Genomic DNA, 912 nt, shown 5'->3' on the forward strand with positions numbered 1-912 from the left:
GCCGAAAGACGGCAGCGTCCATCTCCGCAACGTCACCAATGACCGGGGCTGCTTTACCATCGTAGGCCCGAAGGCGCGCGACGTGCTGCAACCGTTGACGGAGATCGATCTTTCGAATGACGCGTTCCCATGGTTCGGCGTGAAATCGGGCACGGTTGGGCTCGCCAGCGACGTTCGAATGCTCCGCGTCAATTACGAAGGTGAGCTCGGCTGGGAACTCTACCATCCACTCTGCTACCAGAGGCATCTGCTGGATGCGCTGCTCGCATCGGGGGAATCACATGGCCTTCGCCTGATCGGCATGCATGCGCTGGAATCATTGCGCCTCGAAAAATCCTATCGGGCAATGTATCGTGACATGAACCCGGAGCTTTCCGCTTGGGAAAGCAACCTCGACCGCTTCATCCGACTCGACAAGGGTAATTTCATCGGTAGCGATGCCCTTGTTAAGGAGAAGGAAAGGGGGATCGCTCGCCGCTCGGTCACGCTTTCGATCGACACCGACGAAGCAAGCTCGCTGATTCACGAGGGTGTCTACCACCAGGGCAGCCTCGTCGGTCGCATCACCTCGGGCACTTACTCCTACACACTGGGTTACGACGTAGCCATCGCCCTTCTTCCAACCGACCTTGCCGTTCCCGGCACTGAACTCGTAGTGCCGATCCTTGGCGAGCGTCGCAGGGCGCGCGTGATCACGGAGTCGCCCTACGACCCGGAAGCCAAGCGCGCCCGCATGTGATCGTGCAGGTGTTGGAAAGTCACCGAAACTCCCGAAAGGATGAGCTATGAAGATCCTTGTGCCCGTGAAGCGGGTTGTGGATGCGAACGTCAAGGTTCGCGTGAAGGCTGATGGTTCGGCGGTGGAGCTCGCCAACGTCAAGATGGCGATGAACCCGGTCGACGAGATCGCGG

The 912-nt window shown here is 59.4% G+C and carries 1 protein-coding gene and 1 pseudogene; both read left to right on the forward strand.

All coding sequences use genetic code 11. The features are described from left to right. Positions 1-739 (forward strand): aminomethyltransferase family protein (locus EN993_RS36260; protein WP_164758076.1); only part of this gene is annotated, 739 nt, incomplete at its 5' end. A 46-nt stretch (positions 740-785) separates the two neighbouring features. Next, positions 786-912: pseudogene (locus EN993_RS36265) on the forward strand (electron transfer flavoprotein subunit beta/FixA family protein); the annotation flags it as partial.

Source organism: Mesorhizobium sp. M7D.F.Ca.US.004.01.2.1, assembly GCF_003997785.1.
In the GTDB taxonomy this organism is placed as follows: domain Bacteria; phylum Pseudomonadota; class Alphaproteobacteria; order Rhizobiales; family Rhizobiaceae; genus Mesorhizobium; species Mesorhizobium loti.